Raw genomic sequence first — 13,637 nt, 5'->3', positions numbered from 1 at the left:
TTGGCCCGCATTATATCAAGGGGCGGTGTTGATTCCATTAATTTTAAAAAAGCTTTTTAAAAATTTGAAACCCTAAAATACACTTGTCATACAAAAAGAAGCTCTGCGTCAACTCTTTTGAAGGAGTGTTTTGAATCAAATTGAAATGACGTTTTAAAGGCGAAATCACTGTTTTCATGTCTCTTACTGTAGCTAAGCAAATGATTGCGCATGTTGAGGCGGCAAGATTATCAACATCGCGTCAATACTGTCTTTCCAAGGCGGTATCCGCGTTCCTTCTTACAAGGTATCAAAGCGTGTTGTAATAGGTGTGACTCGCCTGATTGCGAACGAGTGGGCGAGCCACGGCCTCAATGTAAACGCGATAGCACCCGGTTGCATGGTGACTAACAAAACAGCCGCGCTGCTTACCGCCGCGTCGATCTATATAACTTACCTACTTGCTGCAGTAGACTTCATTTCGATCAGTATCGTGAGTGGAATTTACTTAAAGGAGTCTATTTACGACATCTGGTCAACCCTTGAGTCAGCGCTTTGAACCTCTACTGTGTTCTGCCTCAAAGGAATCGCAATGAGAATTGGCTTTTAGATTGGCGCAAGTTGCTAGCTGATCAATAATATTATTGTAGGATCAATCGGTAGCGGCTTGCTTGAGCTGCCTCTGATTAGCGTGAACTTTATGCCAATGCGTAAAGACTTTATCTAACTAGTTCGCGGGACACCGCAGGAGCATAGAATGAAAATTGCACTAACAATGGAAAACAGCCAAGCACCAAAAAACGCAATGGTATCGGCCGAGCTTAAAACTGTTGCTGGTGGTCTAGGAAACGAAGTATTTAATGTAGGTATGACAGATGAGAACGATCATCACCTAACTTACATCCACCTAGGAATCCAAGCGAGCATCCTACTGAACTCAAAAGCAGTAGACTTCATCGTAACAGGTTGTGGTACTGGCCAAGGCGCAATGATGGCAAGCAACCTACACCCAGGTGTGGTATGTGGTTACTGCCTTGAACCTTCAGATGCATTCCTCTTCAACCAAATCAACAATGGCAACGCTATCTCTCTAGCATTCGCTAAGGGCTTTGGCTGGGCCGGTGAGCTAAACGTTCGTTACATCTTCGAGAAAACGTTCAATGGCAATCGTGGCGAAGGCTACCCAATCGAGCGCGCAGCACCACAACAAGCAAACGCAGCAATCCTAAACGACGTAAAAACAGCAGTATGTAAAGACGTAGTTGCTTCTCTACAAGCTATCGACCAAGAGCTAGTTAAGCAAGCCGTAGGCAGCACACAGTTCCAAGAGTGCTTCTTCTCTAACTGCCAAGTGCCAGAGATTGCTGAGTACGTTAGGTCTCTAATCGACTAATTTTTCAGTCAGTTTGTGAAAGAGCAATCGCGCTTCACCCAAGGCTACGATATTGCAAACCAAGCGGCTTACAACCAACACTTTGTGTGTGATAGTGACGTTGATGTGCTGACGGGTAACGCGCCAGACAATCCAGCAACCTCAGAGTTGGCCTACAGTTTGATTCGCTCGACTCAAGCACAGCTTAAAGTTGCAGTCTTACATGATCTTTCAGCGCAGCAAGACAAGTGCTTAGTGGGCGTGGTATGGCAACAAGACTCAGTGTGCTTCAATATCGAAAGCCCAACTGAGGTGTGCCGTTATCGCTACGATTTAGTCGTAGGCAGCCTATCTGCGATTGACTAGTGGATGATCTGTTTTTGTTATCCACTGGCCCATAACACAATGAGATAACGTCTAATATTGAATAAGCGCTTTTTAGCCAGCCTTCGGGCTGGCTGTTGTGTTTTTAGCACTACAAGTGCGTGCTACTGAGGAAATTTGAACTTATGGTTTATTTTTTGCGAACCTGGGGTTGCTTTTATTTATCATACAAATAGAATCCTATCTCCAAAAAGTTGCCAAGTAGATGGCTCCTCGCATTTTTCATTGATTGTGAAAAGGTAGATAGACAATATGATTCTTAATGCATTTAACCTGCAAGGGAAAGTGGCCATGGTAACCGGGTGCAATACGGGGTTGGGCCAAGGTATGGCCATCGGTCTCGCTCAGGCTGGCTGTGATATTGTCGCTGTCAATCGCTCAGAGCCATCAGAGACTCAAGCGTCAGTTGAAGCACTTGGGCGCAAGTTTATTGATATCCGCGCCGATCTCAGTGATAGTCACTGCTTGGCAGCGATTGTTGAGCAAGCCATTGCTGAGGTGGGTCGCATTGACATCTTGGTCAATAATGCCGGTATTATCCGCCGCAGCGGGGCACTAGAGTTTACCGAGCAAGACTGGGATGAGGTGATGGATACCAACTCCAAGACGGTATTTTTCCTCTCTCAAGCGGTGGCGAAACAGTTCATTGCTCAGCAGAGCGGTGGCAAGATCATTAATATCGCATCAATGCTCTCTTTCCAAGGTGGTATTCGTGTAGCTTCTTATACCACCTCTAAGAGCGGCCTGATGGGCTTAACCCGCCTGATGGCTAATGAATGGGCGCAATACGGTATCAATGTCAATGCGATTGCGCCTGGTTATATGGAAACCAATAATACTAAGGCACTGCGCCATGATGCCCAGCGGAATCAAGAGATCTTAGCGCGCATCCCTGCCGCACGCTGGGGCACGCCGGAAGATTTGGCTGGGGCTTGTGTGTTCTTAGCCTCAGATGCGGCGAGCTACATGCATGGTCATACACTGGCTGTCGATGGCGGCTGGTTGGCGCGTTAGGGCTTGAACGATGGATAGCATGATGATGGCTCAGGCCCTAGGGTTTGTGAGCTTTGCCCTCGGTGTGTGTACTTTTTATCAAAAAGACGACAAGAAACTCAAAACGTTGATGATGGTTTTTCACTTCAACCATCTGATCCATTATTTGTTATTGGGCTCGATGATTTCAGTGCTTAGCTCAGCGTTATCCGCTTGTCGTACGGCCACATCGATCTACACCTCTTCATTTAAGGTCGCCTTGGTCTTCATCACCATAAGCCTTGGTAGTGGCCTATACATGATGGACTCGCCTAATGATCTATGGCCAGTTCTAGGCACTGTGATTGGGACTTATACCGTATTTGCCCTGAAAGGCGTTGCGATGAGGGTGGGCTTTCTGGTTGGTGCCTTGTGCTGGTTAACCAACAATATCATGGTCGGTTCGATTGGTGGCAGCTTACTTGAAGTGACCCTGATCAGCGTTAACTTAGTGACCATGAGTCGACTGATGAAACAGGCTGGTGACGAGTCAGTGGGTGAACATGAAAGTAGAGAGCCCGTATAGGCTCTCTTAGCAGCATTAGGCGCTTTGACTGCTTACCTCAAAGCGGCCAATCAACTGCTCTAGGCGCTCTAGGGCGTTACTCATCAAGGTGACACGGCGAGAGAGTTGCTTAGTCGATCCTTGCAGCTCTTGTACCGAGCTCTGAGCTTTATCCGCCGTTGCCTTATTTTCCAAGCTATTTTCATCCAATTTCGAGATAGTTTGGAACAGGTCGGAAACCGCAGCATGCATCTGTTCGCTGCGCTCGGTTGAATCGACCATAAAGTTGCCGTTACTAACGTTTTCAACACCTTGCTCCATATAGTTAACCGCTTGTGCTGACTTCTCGTGTAGTTGCTTCATCAAGGCACCAATGTGATTGGCTGCCTCTGAGGTACGATCAGCCAGTGTCCTCACTTCAGAGGCGACCACAGAAAACCCACGCCCATGCTCTCCGGCGCGGGCGGCCTCAATCGCGGCATTCAGCGCCAACAAATTAGTTTGTGCAGTAATATCAGTGATGAGGTTAATGATGTCCGAGACCTTTTCCATCTCGCTGTTGACTTGGTTGACACTGTTTGCGGAACGTTCGACAATCTGGCGCACGCTTGCCATTCCTGCCGCTGCTTGCTCTGACTCTTCCTCAGCACTTTGCACCGCCTCTTTCATTACTGCATCCATCTGGGTTGCAGAGACATTAGCATTGGTGATTTCTTGCTGCTGATATTGGCTTAGGTTGAGCATATTATTCAGCGCAGAGGACGCCTCATCACTGACACTGCCCATCGCTTGGCTGCGACGAAACATCGACTGTGATACCTGTTTAACCTCGTTGCTGGCAAATACGAGCTCACTAATGATCCCATCAAGATTGTCAATAAAGCTGTTGGTCCAGCGGCCAAGACTGCCCAACTCATCGCTACTAAAGGTGGTAGGATCCAATCGCTGGCGAAGGTTGCCATCTCCCTCGGCCAGAGTCTGCATCACCAGGGTCATGTTATGGACTTTGGCGGCGAGAGGTTTGGTGATGGTCAGGCGAAATATCATCAGACTGAGCAGCATGGACAGGAACATAAGCCCACCCTGTGCAAGCGCGCCTAGCCCAAACCAAAGGCTGATAAGAAAAGGAGTAAACAAGGTTACTGCCATACCTAAGGTAAACTGCTTGGCCAGTTTATAGTCAATGCTGCGATCGCGATATACCTCTTCAAGGTCCGACTCACACATCATACCAAAGGTATCCGATGAGCCCTCAAGTTGGAACGTCACACCTTTGCCGATAACGGGAATATGTCGATAGTCTGAATACCCTGGGTACTCAACAAACAGGTTGCTGCCGTTTTTAATTGTTTCGCGTACCCCAGGGTGGAGCTGATTGGTTGCCGGATCGGTGAAGCGAATTTCAAACTCAGTGTGGCGCTGGATCTTGACGCTGCCCCAGTCGGTGTTGACGCCTTGTTTGAGGTTCTCACCGTGCGAGAAGGTGTTGTCCTCAAAGCGCGAGCGCGACAGGGCTGTGCCAGGTTGGATACTAGGGTCGTGCACCGATTTAACCATAAACAGGTAATTGTCGCCCGACTCGCTGTAAATATGCCCGGCCTCACGCTGAATTAGGTCACCAATGACATCGTTAGGAACGCGACCACAGAGACAGCCGAAACTGCCGTCCTCATTGGTAAAGGGGAGGTAGAACATCAAGGTAACTTCATCGTGGAACGAGGAGCTTGAAGAGCCGGTGTCTAACGTGCGTCTGTCAACATAAGGGCCGTGTAGGTAGCGCTGTGAAAATCCATTTTTCAGCGCGATTGGATCAGTAATGGTTTGGCCGATGTGTTGAGAATGACTCGAAGCGACCGTCACCCCTTGTTCATCGGTGATAAACAGCTCAGAGAAGTCCTTCCCTCGATTGAGCAACTGCAGCAGAGTTTCTGCGGCTTTGTCAGAGCCTCGGCTAGCAAGATAGAGCCCGGCATCGTGGAGAAAGTTCCATTGGTTACTCACCCAAGTATTGAGCAGGTGAACACGAGTTTGAGCGATACTATCAAAGGTCTGTTCCAACTCTCGGGTGCGGTGGCGATTTTGAAAGCAGGCTGTGCGCATCGCGAGTTTTCCAGTTGCCCCAAACCAGTTCAACCAGTGACGTTCTTCTTGAGATAAGTCCATGTATCCTTCCTGAAAAATCCATTAATTCAAACACTAAGCAATAATTATTCCAAAGGTAAATAAGATGTAAATAGAGGAAATGAACTTTTATGCTGAATGTTTGCTCTATTTGTGAGCAAATATCATTCTTTTGCTGGGCCATATTGGTGCGCAGCCCTTTTTTGGTGCAAGTGGCTCTGAGAGCGATTCCCTCGCTACCTAAGCTTGGTTTATCTCTCGCATGATCAGCCATTGGCCCGATAGGAGGCGACAGTGAGCCGGATGTGTTTTTGCCACTAATCTCATTACTCTTACACCGTGTTTCAGTCTATTTTGTGTTTGTCTCTAATCTGAATCTGAGATTTATATCATTGTATGTACATTGATATAGAAAGAATTTTTTAGTGGCAGTTGTCGATTGAGCAATGTTCGAAGTGTGACGACTATCAAAGCAAATACTGACTTTGGTATGTCGACATGCTCCGCCTTTTTGCTTTGATAATGACACTGTTGATGGTCGGCTGTGCACAGTACAACCCACCTGTATCCCCAAACCACTCTGGGCCAACTGATTACGCGCAGCAAGTTAGTCAGATGGAGGTTGAGCAAAGCTTGTGGAGTGAGTACTCAGACATTGCGCGCAGAGTTAAACGCGGGCAGGTGGTGACTTATACAGCACCGATGTTTGACGACGATTGCTTTCTGATTGTTAACCAGTCTCATAGTGCGCTTGAAATTCAAGCCTACTTCGATAGTACGCTAAATAGTTGCGTTGAGGAGCGGTGGGTTAAGGATGTGATCGAGTTTGTCTACATCAAGTTAAATGCGGATTACACGCTAGGCAGTCGGTTTTATGATATTACTTTGACGGATAAAACTGTGAAAGCGCGTCTACCTAACGTGGTTATTTTAGACTTTCGAGGTTACATCGGAATGAACCGAATACGCACCGAAAGGTCGACCTTTGAGGTGTTTATTCTCGCACATGAAATCGGTCATAGTATTGAGACGGCAGATAAAACAGAGCTGACCCCAGATTTATTCGCCTTGCGCGTGGCAGATGCTTCGCTCGATGAGGCGGCCTATAACATTCTTGAGCAAGACATACTTAATATCAGGGGGGCCTCACTTATAAAAAGTCACGCGATTGCGAAGGAGCTTAGGTATTATCTAGGAATAGTACACTAACGAGCCGCGCATAGCCAAACGACATTTCCTCGGTCAAAATGACACACATCTATACCCAAGCAAACTCGCCCAAAGGGAGCTAATATACAGGCTCTGAATCCTGCATCTTGAGGTCACTTGGGTACAGGTGCTTTTAGCACTCTTTTATTGTTATATACCAGAGTGATACCGCCACCTAACTGCCCGTAATTTACCGCGTTATGCGAGTTCCCTGCGGGAGCGGTCACACTTTATTGAGCTTGGCTTAAGGTACGATGGACGGTAGCCGTTTTACTACAGGAATATCAATAATTTGTAACATTTACTCAGTCGGTATTGAGTAAAATTGTCGTGTTCGCCCCATAAACCCATTGCAGCGTGCGCAATAATAGTGACAAATTTATAAAAACAAGAGAGGGAAGCCGTGGGATTAAAGAATATATCTATCAAGCTTAAGTTGCAGTTGATGGTATTAGTGACCGCGATTTTGATTGTACTCATGAGTGTGTTTAGCCTCGTGGTGCAAAAAGACCAGCAATTGGTTGAGCGTAATCAGAAGTTACAAGATCAAATCGAAACGGCCATCTCTTTGGCAGAATATTATCGTAACCGTAGTGACTTATCGAACGAGCAGGCGCAGCAGCAAGCACTCGAGGCACTCTCATCGCTGCGCTATGAGGGAACTAATTACTTTTGGATTACCGATACGGCCAATACTTTGGTCATGCACCCATTGAGACCTGGCTCTGTGGGTAATGACATGACGTATATCCGCGATGGTGCGGGTAATTACCACTGGCAGGAAATGTCACGAATCGCTCGCACTTCTGGACAGGGTGCATTGAATTATGTATGGATTGCGCCAAGTGGCGAAAGCCATGACAAGATTTCTTATGTCAGCTATATCCCGGAATGGGATTGGATTCTTGGCTCTGGCTTATTTGTTTCGGATATCGATGACGCCTTTATTGACGATATTGTGATCCAGATGAGCTTAGCATTGTCTATTATAGTCATCATGTTTGGGGCGAATATGGTCGTTGCGCGGACTGTCGCTAAGCCGATAGAGGTGTTGCTTGGTAAGCTAAATGTGATGGCCAGTGGTGACCTGACACATAAGATTGCACTGGTTCAAAAAGATGAAGTGGGTCAGCTGTCAAAGAGTTTGTGTGATATGCAAACGACAATGCGTAAAACACTTCAGTTGTCTTCGGAGACCTCAATCAAAGCTCAGGTGTTGTCGGAAAACATTGCTTCAACCAGTGAGCAAACCGCCGTAAGCATTGCCTCACAAAACAGTCAATTAGAGCAGATTTCAACGGCGATGACAGAGATGTCGAGCACCGTTCAAGATGTTGCATGTAATGCAGAGCAAACCGCCGAGCGCACCAACGATGTTGCCCAGCAAGCTCAGTTGAGTAGTACCAGCATGAACTCGACCCTTGAGGAGGTCGCGGCAATATCAAGTTCGATTGAGGAGACCTCTCATCTGATGGCGCAGCTTAAGCAGGGCGTTGATAATATTGGTGCTGTAGTGCAGGTTATCCACGAAGTCTCTGAGCAAACCAATCTACTTGCGTTAAACGCGGCGATTGAGGCAGCTCGAGCGGGTGAGCAAGGACGAGGTTTTGCCGTGGTCGCGGACGAAGTTCGTAACCTCGCTAGTCGCACACAAGCCTCGACTGACGAGGTGCAAAAGACAATCAACGACCTTTATAGCCAAGCCGACCAGGTTGTTGAGGTAATGGCAGCAAACGATGCTAATATCAGCTCGACAGTCGAAGCCGCTAACCAAACCAAACAGGCGCTTGATAGTATGGAAGGCGCCCTAGGTCAAGCCAACAGCATGGTGGCGCAAATCGCAGCCGCAGCAGAGCAGCAGGGCACCGTTGCCAATGAGATGAGTGAAAATGTCTCAACCATTCACCTGTCAGCCGGTGAAATCAATCAAGCCACCAATCACCTAGCCAGCCAAACCCAAGAAATGGTAACGCTCGCCGAAGATCTCAAACAGCAGCTAAGCTACTTCAAACTGTAAAAACAGGGACGAGGTTCGAGTACGCTTCGCTACGGGGTACGAGTAGTTCATAGAGTGTGTTGAACTACTCGATCCTCGGAACGTAGTGAAACCCGCTCCCCGCAACTTAAAATAGCGTGAGCTATTTTATAAAAGTAACGAAGTAGTTGATCATGATGCTGTCGCTGTTGAATTCTATAGCGCCGCCGTGCCCCATGTTGTGATAGGTTTGGTTGGCGGTAAACATCATGGAGAACAACCAGTTGTCATCACTGTAGCGGTAGTCAATAAACCCACCACCAATACCAAAGCTTGCTCCGCCGACTAAGGTGTTGAGTGGGATGCTGTAACCGCCTGTCACCGAGTGGAAGTGGCTGAAGTCGGATGCTGCTTTTGCGTAGAAGCGACCAGGTTGGTTAACGATCAAGCTCGCATGTAGGCCAAGCTCATCATCCCAATCATGGTCAATCTCTTGCTCGCCAAATTGAAAGCCGAGGCCTGCACCAAATTGGCTATTCGCCATGCAGCCGAAAGAGACACTGAACAGTGCCAGTAGTTGAATGAAGTATTTCATGAAAGTATTAAAAGAAGCTAAAAAGAGGGTGCATAGTAATACAATAACGCGCTGATATTAAGCACATTTTTATTGTGTGACTATACGGTAAGATAAGGCGCTTTGTAAAACTAATAGAACCAACTGCGTTTGTAGGGCGAAGATTACTTCGCCCCAACTGATATCAATGGAAGATTTGACTGCTGAAGCGCAGATGCTTGCTGTGCCCCATTAATTTGTGAAACTCTTTGTTTTTCAGCCTCAATAGGGTCTTGTGATCCCCCGCTTCTAAATAAATCTCATCCAACTTACCAAGCATGTCATCAAACACTGTGGTCATATGGTACGGGCTCCCTACCGGAGGTACAGCACCATGGTCGCAGTCTTTGAATAATTGATACACATCTTGCTCTTTCGCCAAGTGAAATGAAGCATTAAAGACATCATTGAGCTTAGACAGGCTAATTTTGTTATTTGCGGGTAAGACGGCCATCATATGACGCCCCTCATGATCCTCAAGTACCACACCCTTGGCAAGGTTCATTAATGGAATGCCCGCCGCCCCACCGCTTTGCAAAGAGCTATTACTGTGTTTGTGCGTGACAGTATTAAACTGGATGTCATGTTCGACCAAGTATCGGTCTAATCGCGTTGCAATGGTCATACACACCTCCGAGTGTTTGGGACCTTATTTGCAATTATAGCGTAGACACAGGTTCGAGGTACGGGGACGGGCTTCGCCCTACGAGGAGCGAGGAGTTTTGCGTGTGTGGTAAGTGCTTCATTCACAGAGGCGGAGTTTGGCTTGAACATCGCCCTTAAAGACAGGGCGACGTCCGAGTGCTGCTTTAGCTATTCGGGATGCAAGGACCTAAAAACATGTGATTTACTACTCGTTCCTCGGAACGAAGTGTAACCCGCTCCTCGCCCCTGATTAAAGCTTACGCTTTAATCGTCGTTTACGTTTTGGATGTTGATGACTAGGTCGTTCCAATTACGTTGGTTGTCGATTTCGAACTGTGCGCCTTGCTCATCAGCCCAGGTAAAACGTGTGATAGCGGCGGTTTGGCTGGTGGCTTGGTAGAGCCAGTAGGCTTCGGCTTTGAGTGCTTCTTCAATGGGTTTATCAATCGACTCGTAGACGGTTTGCTTACAGGCGTTGATAGATTCTGCGGGGAATTTGGCAATTCGGCGCGCCAAATTTTCTACGTATTCGCCGATTTCATCGGGTTCAAGCGCTTTATTTATGGTGCCGTAGGCTTCGGCTTCGTCGGCATCAAAGTCACGGGCACTTAGAATGATTTCTAGCGCGCGACCTAATCCTATTTGGCGAGCCATGCGTGACGCACCACCCCCACACGGCAAGATACCCATCGCGACTTCCATTTGCATAAACTTGTACTTGCCACGGGCGGCAAAGCGCATATCGCACGCAAGCGCAAACTCATGACCGCCCCCGCGTGCAAAGCCTTCAATTTTGGCAATTGTTGCTTGAGGCAGTTTACTAATTCGCTCAAGGACAGCTTGCAGGTCGAGCAGTTTGGCTTCATCGCGAGATACTGCTTGTTTAGACATATCTCTTAGTAGGTTGGTATCGTAGTGGCAGACCCAGATCTCTGGGTGAGCGGATTGAAAGATCACGACCTTGACCTCACGGTCGCGCTCCAGTCGCAGTGCCAAACTTGATAAGTCAGCCAGCATTTCTTGCCCTTGAACATTAACTGGTGGGAAGTCGAAGGTTACCCAAGCAATACCGTCATCGATATCAACGTTAAACGTGGTGAAGTTCTTGTATTCCATGTTGCGATCCTCATTGGTTTGGTCACTGTTAAAACTAGAGGGCGTCGAGAGTTTAGTGTATGCGTGAGTGAGGAAAAGAGAATTAGCAATTGCGATATAATCAATTCATGTCGATTATCTAGTAATGTTCTACGTGAAGAGGCGCCATAACCGGTTATGGAAATAGAGACACTGCGTTTATTCGTCAAAGTGGCTGAAATGCTTAATATCAGTGGTGCTGGTCGCGCGCTCGGGTTTGCACCAGCAATGGCGAGCGCTCGACTGTCTAAACTTGAGAATCAAATCGGGACCGATCTCATTCATCGCTCAACGCGCAAAGTAGCACTCTCAACAGAGGGGGAGCGTTTTTTACCCTATGCGAGAGAGATCCTCGCCCAGCACGATGCTGCTCTCGCCGCGATTGGTTCAGAGCTCGATCAGGTCTCGGGTGTGCTACGCTTTGCCGCTTCAAGCACCTTCGCCCAGCTCTACATCATGCCTATTTTGCCTGAATTTTTGGCTCGCTACCCTGATTTGGATATTGAGTTAAAGTTGGGCGATCAAGAAATCAATATTATCGAGGGCAGTATCGATCTTGCCTTACGAAATACCGCAGTCAGTGACAGTAACCTGCGCGCGCGTCAGCTTGCGCCAGATCGACGTATCTTGTGCGCTTCACCGGATTACCTATCGCGGCATGGGTTTATTTCTCATCCTGACGAATTGGCCAATCATCAATTGATCGCCTTCAAGGCCAATCGAAAACGCATGCTCAGCGGCGATGAGTTACCGGATATGATGGCATTTCCACCGCAAACAACCAAAGCTAGACTGGTGTGCGATGATGGAACTAGCATGAGAATAGCGACCCTTGCAGGTGCCGGGGTCTCAATGCATGCCTTTTGGAGTGTCGCGCAGGATATTAAAGCGGGTCGCTTGGTGAGGGTATTGCCTGACTATGAGATAGACGATCAAACCGCGATCTGGCTTGTTTACCCCAAGGCGAATGCAGTGAGTATGAAGGTGCGTGTATTCATCGACTACTTAGTCGAGAAAATCGGTAGTCCACCGATATGGGAGCGAGAAGGTGATCATCTATGATGATCACCTGATGTTTTTATTAACTTTTACTGAGGCGTAACTGGCGACCGAAGACATTGATCAATGCGCCGGTGATAATTAGACCACCGCCCATATAAGTCCAGACCGACGGTAACTCATTAAAGACCCATACCCCAATCAAGGCTGAGAAAACGATCTGAATGTAAGAGTACGCAGAGGCTTGTCCCGCGGCTTGGGTCTGCATCGCTTTAGTGAGACCGTATTGGCCGATTTGGGTGAATATCCCAATCAGCACCAGCACGCCGGTAATGTATAGACTTGGCCAGACAAAATCTTGCCATGCGAGTAGCAGTGACGCGGGCAGGGCGACCAGAGGGAAGTAGAAGATGATCACAGAGCTGTCCTCGGTACGGCTGAGCTTTCTGACAATGATATACGCCACGCTGCTGCCCATAGCGCCAAGCAATGCAATCATCACACTAAACATCGGTAAGTCCTGAGCTTGGTTACCGGCCATATTCGGTTGAACCATGACCAAAAGGCCGAGCAAGCATAATCCAATGCAGATCAGCGTCGGCAGTTGAATGCGCTCTTTGAGAAACAGCAAACCGAGTAGCGCAGTCGATACCGGGTGAACGTATTGCAAGATGGTCGCCTCGGCAAGTGGCAGGGTGGTCACAGAGTAGTAGACACACATCAAAGCCATTGTGCCAACGGTTCCGCGTGCTAACAGTAAGCGCTTATTATTGCCCCAGATTGAGATTTTCTTTCGTTTGACGTCGAGGTAGCTGATGATCAGCGAGACCAATGCGCGTGCCGCCACGATTTCAAACACGGGGATACCGTGAGTACTGACGTATTTAACGCAGGCGGACATAAGGGCAAAACCAAGTGCAGAGAGGAGCATAAAGCGCACTCCGGTTGGCACCTTGGCGATAAGTTGACTAGGCATGATGGGTCTCTTAGCAATAGGGAGGCGGTATCATACGCGATACCCGTCACAGCGCATAGGCATCAAATAAAGTTTTACTATTAAAATATAGTTTAGTTTTGAGGGCGTGACGGTGGGGGAGCAGATGTAAGGCAGGCGAGGTGTGTCGTTTGTTCTAATAGCAAAAGAGCAGACCTTGGTCTGCTCTTTAGATAGTCTGGGCGAGCGACGTTTAGAATTTCTTTGGCGCAAAACCTGTCATCACCTCAAGACGCAGCTCTTTACCAAGCTTGGTCATTGGGTGTACGACAATAAGTCCTTTTACTGAGCGCTTTAGTTTACCCATATCCGCTTGCTCTGCCTTGGTGATCTCGCGCGAGAAAGGCATGTCTAGCAAGCTCTTACGCTCTTTGTTCAAGTCGTACTGCTGCTTGTGCTTCAGTGAGCTTGCTTTTTTACTCAGTTTATCCAAGTCATCGGTAAACTTGGTAATCATCTCCTGATCACCACGAGACTTAGCGGCATCAAGCTTACGCTGACACGTATCAATGCGGTTGTTGAGGTTCTGTAGCTCTTTTTTAATGGTCATCTATTTGGTCTCGGTGATTCAGAAAGGTGTGCGAGTCTAGCACAAGCTTGTATGTTGTTCTAATTTGTATACCAAAGTCGCCTGAAGGAGTCGCCCGAAGGAGTCGCCTGAAAGAGTGGCCTCAA

General features: G+C 47.8%; 13 protein-coding genes and 1 pseudogene. 8 read left to right on the top strand and 6 right to left on the bottom strand.

What is annotated here, in order from left to right:
• Positions 1 to 173: 173 nt before the first annotated feature.
• The 5 genes and pseudogenes from ACZ5R2_RS22465 to ACZ5R2_RS22445 all read left to right on the top strand — a co-directional run.
• Positions 174 to 406 (top strand): annotated as a pseudogene (locus tag ACZ5R2_RS22465) (SDR family NAD(P)-dependent oxidoreductase); the annotation flags it as partial.
• A gap of 330 nt (positions 407 to 736) precedes the next feature.
• Positions 737 to 1,372 carry an RpiB/LacA/LacB family sugar-phosphate isomerase gene (locus tag ACZ5R2_RS22460; RefSeq protein ID WP_464902420.1) on the top strand — a complete coding sequence of 212 codons (636 nt, stop codon included), beginning with the start codon at positions 737 to 739 and terminating at the stop codon, positions 1,370 to 1,372.
• A gap of 15 nt (positions 1,373 to 1,387) precedes the next feature.
• Positions 1,388 to 1,717, top strand: a complete 330-nt coding sequence (locus tag ACZ5R2_RS22455; RefSeq protein ID WP_464902421.1) for a hypothetical protein — start codon at positions 1,388 to 1,390, stop codon at positions 1,715 to 1,717.
• 270 nt (positions 1,718 to 1,987) lie between these two features.
• Entirely contained in the window at positions 1,988 to 2,749 is a 762-nt protein-coding gene (gene kduD / locus ACZ5R2_RS22450) for a 2-dehydro-3-deoxy-D-gluconate 5-dehydrogenase KduD (RefSeq protein ID WP_464902422.1), read from the top strand.
• 10 nt (positions 2,750 to 2,759) lie between these two features.
• On the top strand, positions 2,760 to 3,293 hold the full coding sequence (locus tag ACZ5R2_RS22445; protein WP_464902423.1) for a YgjV family protein: 534 nt from the start codon (positions 2,760 to 2,762) through the stop codon (positions 3,291 to 3,293).
• A 15-nt stretch (positions 3,294 to 3,308) separates the two neighbouring features.
• Here ACZ5R2_RS22445 and ACZ5R2_RS22440 read toward each other — a convergent pair whose 3' ends face one another.
• Positions 3,309 to 5,435 carry a methyl-accepting chemotaxis protein gene (locus ACZ5R2_RS22440; protein ID WP_464902424.1) on the bottom strand — a complete coding sequence of 709 codons (2,127 nt, stop codon included), beginning with the start codon at positions 5,433 to 5,435 and terminating at the stop codon, positions 3,309 to 3,311.
• 456 nt (positions 5,436 to 5,891) lie between these two features.
• Between ACZ5R2_RS22440 and ACZ5R2_RS22435 the strand changes: the two genes are divergently transcribed.
• Both ACZ5R2_RS22435 and ACZ5R2_RS22430 read left to right on the top strand, forming a co-directional pair.
• Positions 5,892 to 6,602 carry a hypothetical protein gene (locus tag ACZ5R2_RS22435; protein ID WP_464919458.1) on the top strand — a complete coding sequence of 237 codons (711 nt, stop codon included), beginning with the start codon at positions 5,892 to 5,894 and terminating at the stop codon, positions 6,600 to 6,602.
• 403 nt (positions 6,603 to 7,005) lie between these two features.
• Positions 7,006 to 8,619, top strand: a complete 1,614-nt coding sequence (locus ACZ5R2_RS22430) for a methyl-accepting chemotaxis protein (protein WP_464902426.1) — start codon at positions 7,006 to 7,008, stop codon at positions 8,617 to 8,619.
• A gap of 121 nt (positions 8,620 to 8,740) precedes the next feature.
• Here the strand turns inward: ACZ5R2_RS22430 and ACZ5R2_RS22425 are convergent, their stop codons facing one another.
• From ACZ5R2_RS22425 to ACZ5R2_RS22415, 3 genes are all read right to left on the bottom strand, one after another.
• A complete protein-coding gene (locus tag ACZ5R2_RS22425; RefSeq protein ID WP_464902427.1) occupies positions 8,741 to 9,172 on the bottom strand; it encodes a hypothetical protein in 432 nt (143 codons plus the stop codon).
• Between the two features lie 163 nt (positions 9,173 to 9,335).
• Positions 9,336 to 9,815 carry an aminoacyl-tRNA deacylase gene (locus ACZ5R2_RS22420; RefSeq protein ID WP_464902428.1) on the bottom strand — a complete coding sequence of 160 codons (480 nt, stop codon included), beginning with the start codon at positions 9,813 to 9,815 and terminating at the stop codon, positions 9,336 to 9,338.
• Between the two features lie 284 nt (positions 9,816 to 10,099).
• Complete coding sequence (locus ACZ5R2_RS22415; RefSeq protein WP_464902429.1) at positions 10,100 to 10,951, bottom strand: enoyl-CoA hydratase/isomerase family protein; 852 nt, start codon at positions 10,949 to 10,951, stop codon at positions 10,100 to 10,102.
• Between the two features lie 156 nt (positions 10,952 to 11,107).
• Between ACZ5R2_RS22415 and ACZ5R2_RS22410 the strand changes: the two genes are divergently transcribed.
• Positions 11,108 to 12,031 (top strand): LysR family transcriptional regulator, encoded by a 924-nt coding sequence (locus tag ACZ5R2_RS22410; RefSeq protein ID WP_464902430.1) that lies wholly within the window; start codon positions 11,108 to 11,110, stop codon positions 12,029 to 12,031.
• A 19-nt stretch (positions 12,032 to 12,050) separates the two neighbouring features.
• On the opposite strand, the gene ACZ5R2_RS22405 is transcribed toward ACZ5R2_RS22410, so the two are convergent.
• Positions 12,051 to 12,944 carry a DMT family transporter gene (locus ACZ5R2_RS22405; protein ID WP_464902431.1) on the bottom strand — a complete coding sequence of 298 codons (894 nt, stop codon included), beginning with the start codon at positions 12,942 to 12,944 and terminating at the stop codon, positions 12,051 to 12,053.
• A 211-nt stretch (positions 12,945 to 13,155) separates the two neighbouring features.
• Positions 13,156 to 13,512 carry a YibL family ribosome-associated protein gene (locus ACZ5R2_RS22400; protein ID WP_438456901.1) on the bottom strand — a complete coding sequence of 119 codons (357 nt, stop codon included), beginning with the start codon at positions 13,510 to 13,512 and terminating at the stop codon, positions 13,156 to 13,158.
• Positions 13,513 to 13,637 lie beyond the last annotated feature (125 nt).

The sequence above is a fragment of the Vibrio sabulosilitoris genome (genome assembly GCF_055391395.1).
Note: the sequence above shows the minus strand (reverse complement) of the source record. Positions and strands in the feature narration are given on the sequence as shown.

What these genes read in the sequence shown, in the direction of transcription:
- ACZ5R2_RS22460 (WP_464902420.1), top strand. Translation starts at nt 737, where the DNA reads ATGAAAATTGCACTAACAATGGAAAACAGCCAAGCACCAAAAAACGCA.
- kduD (WP_464902422.1), top strand. Translation starts at nt 1,988, where the DNA reads ATGATTCTTAATGCATTTAACCTGCAAGGGAAAGTGGCCATGGTAACC.
- ACZ5R2_RS22445 (WP_464902423.1), top strand. Translation starts at nt 2,760, where the DNA reads ATGGATAGCATGATGATGGCTCAGGCCCTAGGGTTTGTGAGCTTTGCC.
- ACZ5R2_RS22440 (WP_464902424.1), bottom strand. Translation starts at nt 5,435, where the DNA reads ATGGACTTATCTCAAGAAGAACGTCACTGGTTGAACTGGTTTGGGGCA.
- ACZ5R2_RS22435 (WP_464919458.1), top strand. Translation starts at nt 5,892, where the DNA reads ATGCTCCGCCTTTTTGCTTTGATAATGACACTGTTGATGGTCGGCTGT.
- ACZ5R2_RS22425 (WP_464902427.1), bottom strand. Translation starts at nt 9,172, where the DNA reads ATGAAATACTTCATTCAACTACTGGCACTGTTCAGTGTCTCTTTCGGC.
- ACZ5R2_RS22420 (WP_464902428.1), bottom strand. Translation starts at nt 9,815, where the DNA reads ATGACCATTGCAACGCGATTAGACCGATACTTGGTCGAACATGACATC.
- ACZ5R2_RS22415 (WP_464902429.1), bottom strand. Translation starts at nt 10,951, where the DNA reads ATGGAATACAAGAACTTCACCACGTTTAACGTTGATATCGATGACGGT.
- ACZ5R2_RS22410 (WP_464902430.1), top strand. Translation starts at nt 11,108, where the DNA reads ATGGAAATAGAGACACTGCGTTTATTCGTCAAAGTGGCTGAAATGCTT.
- ACZ5R2_RS22405 (WP_464902431.1), bottom strand. Translation starts at nt 12,944, where the DNA reads ATGCCTAGTCAACTTATCGCCAAGGTGCCAACCGGAGTGCGCTTTATG.
- ACZ5R2_RS22400 (WP_438456901.1), bottom strand. Translation starts at nt 13,512, where the DNA reads ATGACCATTAAAAAAGAGCTACAGAACCTCAACAACCGCATTGATACG.